This is a genomic window from Novosphingobium sp. (assembly GCF_041915465.1).
GTDB lineage: Bacteria > Pseudomonadota > Alphaproteobacteria > Sphingomonadales > Sphingomonadaceae > Novosphingobium.
Genome location: NZ_JAYSBK010000120.1, coordinates 1 through 8,364 on the forward strand (window position 1 = coordinate 1; position 8,364 = coordinate 8,364).

The window sequence follows — 8,364 nt, forward strand, 5'->3', positions numbered from 1 at the left end:
CTAAGATGGCTGACGAAACCAACATTGAAGCCGAAGGCGTTGTTGCCGAAGTGGCTGCTGCCGCCCCCGAGGGTGGTGAGCGCGAAGGTCGCGGCCGTGGTCGCGGTCGTGGCGGCAATGACCGCGGCGGTGAACGTGGTGGCCGTGGCCGCCGTGACGACCGTCGTGGCCGCGGCGAGGAAGAAGGTGGCGAGGAGTTGATCGAAAAGCTCGTCCACATCAACCGCGTCTCGAAGACCGTGAAGGGTGGTAAGCGCTTCGGCTTCGCCGCGCTGGTCGTGGTCGGCGACGGCAAGGGCCGCGTTGGCTTTGGCCACGGCAAGGCTCGCGAAGTGCCGGAAGCCATCACCAAGGCGACCGCTTCGGCCAAGAAGAAGATGGTTCGCGTTCCGCTCAAGGAAGGCCGCACTCTGCACCATGACGGCAAGGGCCGTTTCGGCGCCGGTAAGGTCAATGTCCGTTCGGCCCCGGCCGGTACCGGCATCATCGCGGGCGGCCCGATGCGCGCTGTCTTCGAAAGCCTGGGCGTTGCAGACGTGGTGACCAAGTCGGTCGGCACCTCGAACCCCTACAACATGATCCGCGCCACCTTCGACGCGCTCGTCAACCAGACTTCGCCGAAGTCGGTTGCCCAGCGCCGCGGCAAGAAGGTTGCCGACCTGCTGGGTCGGGGCGGTGCCAGCGCGGCTGAGGCGGAAGTCGAAGCCGCCGCGATCACGGAGTAAGCAACATGGCGAAGATCAAGATCAAGCAGATCGGTTCGCCGATTCGTCGCCCGGAAAGCCAGAAGAAGATTCTGATCGGCCTGGGCCTTGGCAAGATGCACCGCGTCGTCGAGGTGGAAGACACCGCCGAAGTGCGTGGCGCCATCGCCAAGCTGCCGCACATGGTTGCGGTGGTCGACTGAGCTTCGGCACGGTCAAACCAATACGAAAGGCCCTGGAGCGATCCGGGGCCTTTTGGCTTTAAATCGATCCTCCGGAAATGCCCGGCGCGCGCTGGTGCGGGGCGGCACAAATGGGGGTGACATCACGGGGCGCTTGGCCTAAGGGCCGCCCTTCCTATCAGCGCGACAAAAGCGAAAGCGAGTGCAACTTATGAAACTGAATGACATCCGCGACAACCAGGGTGCCCGCAAGGGCCGCATGCGCGTCGGGCGCGGTATCGGCTCGGGTAAGGGCAAGACCGCAGGCCGCGGCCAGAAGGGCGCCAAGGCGCGTTCGGGCGTTTCGGTCAACGGCTTTGAAGGCGGTCAGATGCCGCTGCACATGCGCATCCCGAAGCGCGGCTTCAACAACATCTTCGCCAAGGACTTCGCGGAAGTGAACCTCGGCATGGTTCAGAAAGCGATCGACGCCGGCAAGCTCGACATCAAGGCTGACGTCGATCACGCCGCGCTCAAGGCCGCTGGCCTGGCCCGCGGTGGCAAGGACGGCGTGCGCCTGCTCGGCAAGGGCGAACTGACCGCCAAGGTCAAGTTCGTGGTCGATGGCGTCTCGGCCGGGGCCAAGGCTGCCGTCGAAAAGGCGGGCGGTTCGGTCGAGCTTCCTGCCGCACAGCCGAGCGAGCAGGAAAAGAAGACCGCGCGCCGCGAAGCAAACAAGGCCGCCAAGTAATCGAAGTTCATGATCCTCGCGGCCGGTCATGCCGGTTGCGGGGATTGTGCATATGGGGGGTTCGACATCGCGGCTTCGTCCCTATATGGGGCTGAGACGCGGTTCGTAGCGGACCCAAAGCAAGGCTTCATTTCCCGATGGCATCACGCGCCGATAATATCGCGAGCAATCTCAGTCTCGCCAACTTCTCGAAGGCGACCGAGCTCAAGAACCGCATCTGGTTCACTGTCGGCGCACTGATCGTGTTCCGCTTCCTCAGCTTCGTTCCGCTGCCGGGGGTCAATCCCCTGATCCTGTCGGAGCTTTACAAGCAGACCCAGGGCGGGATTCTCGACATCCTCAACACCTTTTCGGGCGGCAGCCTGCAGCGCATGAGCCTCATCGCGCTCGGCGTCATGCCCTACATCACGGCCTCGATCGTGGTGCAGCTCGCCGCTTCGCTCCATCCGGCGCTCGCCGCGCTGAAGAAGGAAGGCGAAAGCGGGCGCAAGAAGCTCAACCAGTACACCCGCTATGGCGCGGTGTTCCTGACCGCGATCCAGGGCTACTTCGTCGCTACCGGGCTTGAAGCCTATGGCGCGTCGAGCGGCCTGCAGGCCGTCGTCATGCCTGGTATCGGCTTCCGTATCGGTGCAGTGATCAGCCTGATCGGCGGGACCATGTTCCTGCTGTGGCTGGGCGAACAGATCACCTCGCGCGGGATTGGCAACGGCACCTCGCTGATCATCATGGCCGGGATCGTGGCACAGATGCCTTCGTTCATTGGCAACCTGATGACCGGCTACAGCGCCGGTTCGGTTCCGGGCTATGAAATCGGGGGCCTCGTGCTCCTGCTGGTCACGCTGATCCTGGGCATCTGCTTCATGGAGCGCGCCACGCGGCGCCTGCTGATCCAGTATCCCAAGCGGGCGAGCCAGAACGGCATGATGCAGGCCGATCGCAGCCACCTGCCGCTGAAGATCAATACCGCAGGCGTGATCCCGCCGATCTTTGCCAGTTCGCTGCTGCTGCTGCCGCTGACCATCAGCCAGTTTGCCGGCAATTCGGTGTCGCCTGACACCAAGATGGGCGCCTTCATTGTCTGGCTCAACCAGTACCTGGCGCATGGCAAGCCGGTTTACATGATCCTCTATGCGCTGGGCATCATGTTCTTCAGCTTCTTCTACACCGCGGTTGTCTTCAACCCGGAAGAAACGGCTGAGAACCTCAAGCGTAACGGCGGCTTCATCCCCGGCATCCGCCCGGGCAAGAGCACCGCGACTTACCTCGATTACGTGCTGACCCGCATCACGGTGATCGGTGCGATCTATATTACGATCGTCTGCGTCGTGCCCGAGTGGGTCATCGCGCAAACTGGCGTGCGCCTGTTCTTCGCCGGCGGCACCAGCCTGCTCATCGTGGTCAACGTCACGGTAGACACGATCACGCAGATCCAGTCGCACCTGCTGGCGCACCAGTATGGCGACCTGATCAAGAAGGCGAAGTTGAAGGGCCGCCTGCGCTAAGCGCGCGGGCGTCAAGGGAAACGGGGAACAGCCACGTGAACATCATCCTGCTTGGACCGCCGGGAGCGGGCAAGGGAACGCAGGCGCAGCGCCTCGTCGAAAAGTTCGGCATGCGCCAGCTTTCGACCGGCGACATGCTGCGCGCAGCCGTCAAGGCCGGTACGCCGGTCGGCCTTCAGGCCAAGGCGGTGATGGAACGCGGTGAGCTCGTTTCGGACGAGATCGTCTCGGCGCTGATCGGTGAAGAGCTTGACGCGATGGGCACCGAAGCCGGCGCGATCTTCGACGGCTATCCGCGTACTGCCGCCCAGGCGGAATCGCTCGATGGCATCCTCGCCGCGCGCGGCCGCAAACTTGACCATGTGATCGAACTGGACGTCGATGAGGACGCACTGGTTGAGCGCATCACCGGCCGCTTTACCTGCGCCAACTGCGGCAAGGGCTATCACGACAAGTTCGAGCAGCCCCGCCAGCTGGGTGTCTGCGACAAGTGCGGTTCGACCGAGTTCAAGCGCCGTCCCGACGATAATGAGGAAACCGTGCGCACTCGCATGGCCGAATATCGCGCCAAGACGGCTCCGATCCTGCCGATCTACGAAGCGCGCGGGATTGTCACCCGGGTCAACGGCATGGCCGAAATGGACCACGTGACGGCGGCTATCGAACGCATTATCAAGTCCTGACCCGGCGCCCCTTCGCGCGTCGGCCTATCAGTGTCGGCGTGAAGGGGAGGGCAGGTTTCATGCGCAGCAACGGTATTTTCGCAGGGCTTGCTCTGGCATGTGGCGTTCTGGTGTCCGCTCCGGCGGGCGCGGAAGTTGTCGATGCGACGGATGCCGGTTTCACAATCAAGTTCGTCGGTGAAACGAGCGCTGGCAAGGACGATGCCTGGCGCATGCTGATCGCGCCGGCCAAGTGGTGGTCGAGCGAACACACCTATTCAGGCGATGCTGCCAACCTCTATATCGATGCCCAGGCGACGGGCTGCTTCTGCGAGAAGCTTCCCAAGCCTGCCGATGCGCCCGAAGGTCAGCGGATGGGCAGTGTCGAGCACATGCACGTGATCTACGCCGATCCGCAGCGCGGCGTCCTGCGCCTGTCTGGCGGGCTGGGTCCGCTGCAGGGCGAGGCGGCCAGCGGCACGCTGACGATCACGCTGAAGCCGAGCGAACGCGGCACGACGATCACCTGGGTCTACACGGTCGGCGGCTATATGCAGGCGAAGCCGCAGGACATCGCGCCGATGGTCGACAAGGTGCTTGGTGAACAGGCCGATAGTCTGGCGACCAAGCTTGGCAAGCCCGCCACGCCTGAAGGCGCGGACGAGGACGGAGCTGCGCAGGTAGATGAGAAGGGCAAGGCCGAGTAGGCTGTCCCTAGGCTTTGCCGCCTTTGACCTTGGCGCGCTTTCAGGTTAAGCGTTTGCGCATAGGTTGCGGTTCGCGGTGGCGAACAGGGCGACGATTTCGATTGCATTTGGCGAAGGCGTTGACAGCGGACGCGAATCGCCCTAATCGCGCGCTTCACTCGAAAGAACGGGTCAGTCCGGCAGGCGTAGGCTTTGGTGCTCGCCAACCGGACTTTTTTGCCGTTCTGAGCGGGTGAAGCGTTGAGATGGAGGGCCGCATTCGCTGCCTTCTGTGGAGCATGGAGAAGTAAGTGGCTCGTATTGCCGGGGTAAATATCCCCACCAACAAGCGCGTTATCATCGCGCTCACCTATATCCACGGTATCGGCGCCCACAAGGCGAAGCAGATCGCCGACAAGCTGGGTATCGATCACACCCGTCGTGTTCAGGACCTGACCGACCAGGAAGTGCTGCACATCCGCGAAGCGATCGACGCAGAACACACCGTTGAAGGTGACCTGCGCCGCGAAACCGCGATGAACATCAAGCGCCTGATGGACCTGGCCTGCTATCGCGGCCTGCGTCACCGCAAGGGCCTGCCCGTTCGCGGCCAGCGCACCCACACGAACGCCCGCACCCGCAAGGGTAAGGCGAAGCCCATCGCCGGCAAGAAGAAGTAAGCGGCTGCCTTTGGCAGAGCGCTATTCTTTCCCGATACTCGACAGGATATTAAACAATGGCACGCGAACCCCAGCGCATTAAGCGCCGCGAGCGGAAGAACATCACGAGCGGCATCGCCCACGTGAATGCCAGCTTCAACAACACCATGATCACCATCACCGACGCCCAGGGCAATGCCATCAGCTGGTCCTCGGCCGGGATGATGGGCTTCAAGGGCAGCCGCAAGTCGACCCCCTATGCCGCTCAGGTGGCTGCGGACGACGCCGGCAAGAAGGCCGCCGAACACGGCGTGCGCACCCTTGAAGTCGAAGTGAAGGGCCCCGGTTCGGGCCGTGAGAGCGCGCTGCGCGCCCTCCAGGCCGTCGGCTTCACCATCACTTCGATCCGCGACGTCACGCCGATCCCGCACAACGGTGTGCGGCCTTCGAAGCGTCGCCGCGTCTGATCGAGTCCTTCGTGGCGGGGCGTTCGCCTCGTCACTGTTTCGGATTGGCCGCGGTTCCTGACAAGGAGCAGCGGCCTTCCCGCCAGAAATAACCCCAGGGGAAGTCCATGACTGTCAACATCAAGAACTGGCAGGAACTCAAGAAGCCCAACACCCTCGAGGTGAAGTCGGGCAACGACCCCAAGCGCCGCGCGACCTTCGTCGCCGAGCCGCTCGAGCGTGGCTTCGGCCTCACGCTCGGCAATGCGCTGCGCCGCGTGCTGCTCTCCTCGCTGCAGGGCGCCGCGATCACGTCGATCAAGATCGAAAACGTGCTGCACGAATTCAGCAGCCTGGCCGGTGTGCGTGAAGACGTCACCGACATCGTGCTGAACGTGAAGCAGATCGCCCTCAAGATGCAGGGCGAAGGCCCCAAGCGCCTCCAGCTCTCGGCCACCGGCCCGGGCGAGGTCAAGGCCGGCGACATCGCCGTCTCGGGTGACATCGAGGTCATGAACAAGGACCTCGTGATCTGCCACCTCGACGAAGGTGCGACGCTCAACATGGAACTGACCGCCGATACCGGCAAGGGCTATGTCCCGGCCGTGTCGAACCGTCCGGTCGACGCGCCGATCGGGCTGATCCCGGTCGACTCGCTCTACTCGCCGGTGCGCCAGGTCAGCTACAAGGTCGACAACGCCCGTATCGGCCAGGAGCTTGACTACGACAAGCTGAGCCTTTCGGTGGAAACCGACGGCACCGTCACGCCGGAAGACGCGGTTGCCTATGCCGCCCGCATCCTGCAGGACCAGCTCGCGCTGTTCGTCCACTTCGAGGACGCGCTGCCGGTAGGCGGTTCGCCGATGATCGGCATGGCCGCTCCGGCCGCCGAAGAAGGCGACACCAACCAGCTCAACCGCTACCTCCTCAAGAAGGTGGACGAGCTGGAACTGTCGGTCCGTTCGGCCAACTGCCTCAAGAACGACAATATCATCTACATCGGCGACCTGGTTCAGAAGACCGAGGCCGAGATGCTTCGCACGCCGAACTTCGGCCGCAAGTCGCTCAACGAGATCAAGGAAGTCCTGAGCTCGATGGGCCTGCGCCTCGGCATGGACATCCCGGGCTGGCCGCCGGAAAACATCGAAGAAATGGCCAAGAAGCTCGAGCAGGAACTGCTCGGCTAAGCCACCAACCGGTGCTTTGCAAATTTGGCGGGGCCGTCCATCTGGACGGCCCCGTTTGCATTGACCGTTCAAGGCGTTATGAAGCCTTCAGGCAATAATCGCTCGGGGGCGGGAGATGCGGACACCGAGGGAAGGCAAGCTGGCCGGACTGCTTTGTGCGGCGCTGATCCTTGTGCAGTTGGCGGGTTGCTCGGCTTCGCCGCCGCCTCCAGCCCCTGTTTCAACCGGGGCGTTTCCGATGTCGCCTCCTCCGCCACCCCCACCCCCACCGCCTCCGCCGCCACCTCCGCCGCCACCACCGCCACCGCCTCCTCCGCCCGAGCCGGGGTGCAGCGCGCCCTCGGCATGCGCCGGAGGCCGGGTAAGTTCGGCGGCTCCGGGAGGCACCGCATCGGGGAACCTTGTGGGTTCAACCGCTGCCGCGCCTTCGGCAGCGCCGCAAGGCGACGCGCGCGATGCGGTGATTGCTCGCGAAGTGAGCGGATTCCGGTTGTTCGACGTGCTGTTCAACCAGCCGACTCTGCTTCCCTACCGGCAGCAGACCCTGATCCGGTTCGTGGTTGCCTCGCACGATCTCGCCCAGGCCAAGGCCGAACTGAGCGATACGACCGGCGCGGTGCAGGCGGACAAGGCGGTCTTTGGCCGGCAGGTGCGCGCCGAATTGACCGGGCCGGGGGACGATGTCGAAATACAGGCGGTCGGCACAGCTGTGCGCGATATCAGCACGGTCGCCAATACCACTTACGACTGGTACGTGACGCCCAAGACAACCGGAACCTTCAAGCTGACCTTGCGGCTCTACAACCGGGTCTACGATGGCAATCAGTGGATCGAGGTGCAGGGCAGCCGTTCGTGAAGGAATTCCAGGTCAGCGTCTCGGCAACGCAGCGGCTGGCCTTGCTGCTGTCCGAGATCAATGGCTGGCTCGCCCTGGTCGGCAGTTCGCTGCTTGCCTTTCTGGGTGTTACCTTCTCCAAGGCGAAGGCCCGCATTGCCAAGGCCAAGCCAACCGAGGCCAAATAGCCCGAGATAGGCGCCCGTTGCGTCTCGCGGCTTGACAAGTGCTCCGGTTTCCGCTTTTGGGCGGCGCTTCGGCGGTCGGCATTCGGCCCCGCCTGGATCGGGCTACCTTACACGGGCCCCCTACGAACGAAGGAAAGATACATGCGTCATAAGTACGGCGGTCGTAAGCTGAACCGCACCTCGTCGCACCGCACCGCGATGTTCCGCAACATGGCGGCCGCGCTGATCAAGCACGAGCAGATCACCACCACGCTGCCCAAGGCGCGCGAACTGCGTCCCTACGTCGAAAAGCTGATCACGCTGGCGAAGCACGGCGGCCTTTCGAACCGCCGTCTGGCCCACGCCCGCCTGCTCGACGATGCGCAGCTGGTAAAGCTGTTCGACGTTCTGGCCGCACGCTATGCCAATCGCGCCGGTGGTTACACCCGCGTGATCAAGGCCGGCATCCGCGCGTCGGACGCTGCTCCGCTCGCCGTGATCGAGCTGGTTGACCGCGACACCTCGGCCAAGGGTCAGGATTCGGGCCCGGTCTTCAGCGAAGACGCCGAATAAGCCATTCGATCCCTTCGCGGGGTCAATT

Annotated in this window: 12 protein-coding genes; all 12 read left to right on the forward strand. The window is 63.6% G+C overall.

The features are described 5' to 3' along the window. The first annotated feature begins 5 nt into the window (after positions 1–5). The gene (gene rpsE / locus ACE3SN_RS15000) at positions 6–725 is read left to right on the forward strand and encodes a 30S ribosomal protein S5 (RefSeq protein ID WP_374531373.1); all 720 of its coding nucleotides are present in this window, start codon (positions 6–8) and stop codon (positions 723–725) included. A 5-nt stretch (positions 726–730) separates the two neighbouring features. Then, positions 731–907 (forward strand): 50S ribosomal protein L30, encoded by a 177-nt coding sequence (gene rpmD, locus ACE3SN_RS15005; RefSeq protein WP_054945226.1) that lies wholly within the window; start codon positions 731–733, stop codon positions 905–907. Between the two features lie 190 nt (positions 908–1,097). Continuing rightward, positions 1,098–1,616 carry a 50S ribosomal protein L15 gene (gene rplO / locus ACE3SN_RS15010; RefSeq protein ID WP_374531354.1) on the forward strand — a complete coding sequence of 173 codons (519 nt, stop codon included), beginning with the start codon at positions 1,098–1,100 and terminating at the stop codon, positions 1,614–1,616. Between the two features lie 137 nt (positions 1,617–1,753). Next, positions 1,754–3,121, forward strand: coding sequence for a preprotein translocase subunit SecY (gene secY, locus ACE3SN_RS15015; RefSeq protein WP_374531356.1), 1,368 nt, complete (start codon positions 1,754–1,756; stop codon positions 3,119–3,121). A 35-nt stretch (positions 3,122–3,156) separates the two neighbouring features. After that, on the forward strand, positions 3,157–3,804 hold the full coding sequence (locus ACE3SN_RS15020; RefSeq protein ID WP_374531358.1) for an adenylate kinase: 648 nt from the start codon (positions 3,157–3,159) through the stop codon (positions 3,802–3,804). A 59-nt stretch (positions 3,805–3,863) separates the two neighbouring features. Continuing rightward, the gene (locus ACE3SN_RS15025) at positions 3,864–4,490 is read left to right on the forward strand and encodes an SRPBCC family protein (RefSeq protein ID WP_374531360.1); all 627 of its coding nucleotides are present in this window, start codon (positions 3,864–3,866) and stop codon (positions 4,488–4,490) included. Positions 4,491–4,780: 290 nt separating this feature from the next. Beyond that, positions 4,781–5,149 (forward strand): 30S ribosomal protein S13, encoded by a 369-nt coding sequence (gene rpsM / locus ACE3SN_RS15030; RefSeq protein WP_374531362.1) that lies wholly within the window; start codon positions 4,781–4,783, stop codon positions 5,147–5,149. Positions 5,150–5,205: 56 nt separating this feature from the next. Then, positions 5,206–5,595, forward strand: coding sequence for a 30S ribosomal protein S11 (gene rpsK / locus ACE3SN_RS15035; protein WP_088307824.1), 390 nt, complete (start codon positions 5,206–5,208; stop codon positions 5,593–5,595). A gap of 107 nt (positions 5,596–5,702) precedes the next feature. Next, entirely contained in the window at positions 5,703–6,761 is a 1,059-nt protein-coding gene (locus ACE3SN_RS15040; RefSeq protein ID WP_374531365.1) for a DNA-directed RNA polymerase subunit alpha, read from the forward strand. A gap of 403 nt (positions 6,762–7,164) precedes the next feature. Further along, positions 7,165–7,617, forward strand: a complete 453-nt coding sequence (locus tag ACE3SN_RS15045; RefSeq protein WP_374531367.1) for a hypothetical protein — start codon at positions 7,165–7,167, stop codon at positions 7,615–7,617. After that, complete coding sequence (locus tag ACE3SN_RS15050) at positions 7,614–7,784, forward strand: hypothetical protein (protein ID WP_374531369.1); 171 nt, start codon at positions 7,614–7,616, stop codon at positions 7,782–7,784. The genes ACE3SN_RS15045 and ACE3SN_RS15050 overlap by 4 nt, the downstream gene beginning before the upstream one ends. Before the next feature lie 141 nt (positions 7,785–7,925). Further along, positions 7,926–8,336 carry a 50S ribosomal protein L17 gene (gene rplQ / locus ACE3SN_RS15055; protein WP_374531371.1) on the forward strand — a complete coding sequence of 137 codons (411 nt, stop codon included), beginning with the start codon at positions 7,926–7,928 and terminating at the stop codon, positions 8,334–8,336. Positions 8,337–8,364: the final 28 nt, after the last annotated feature.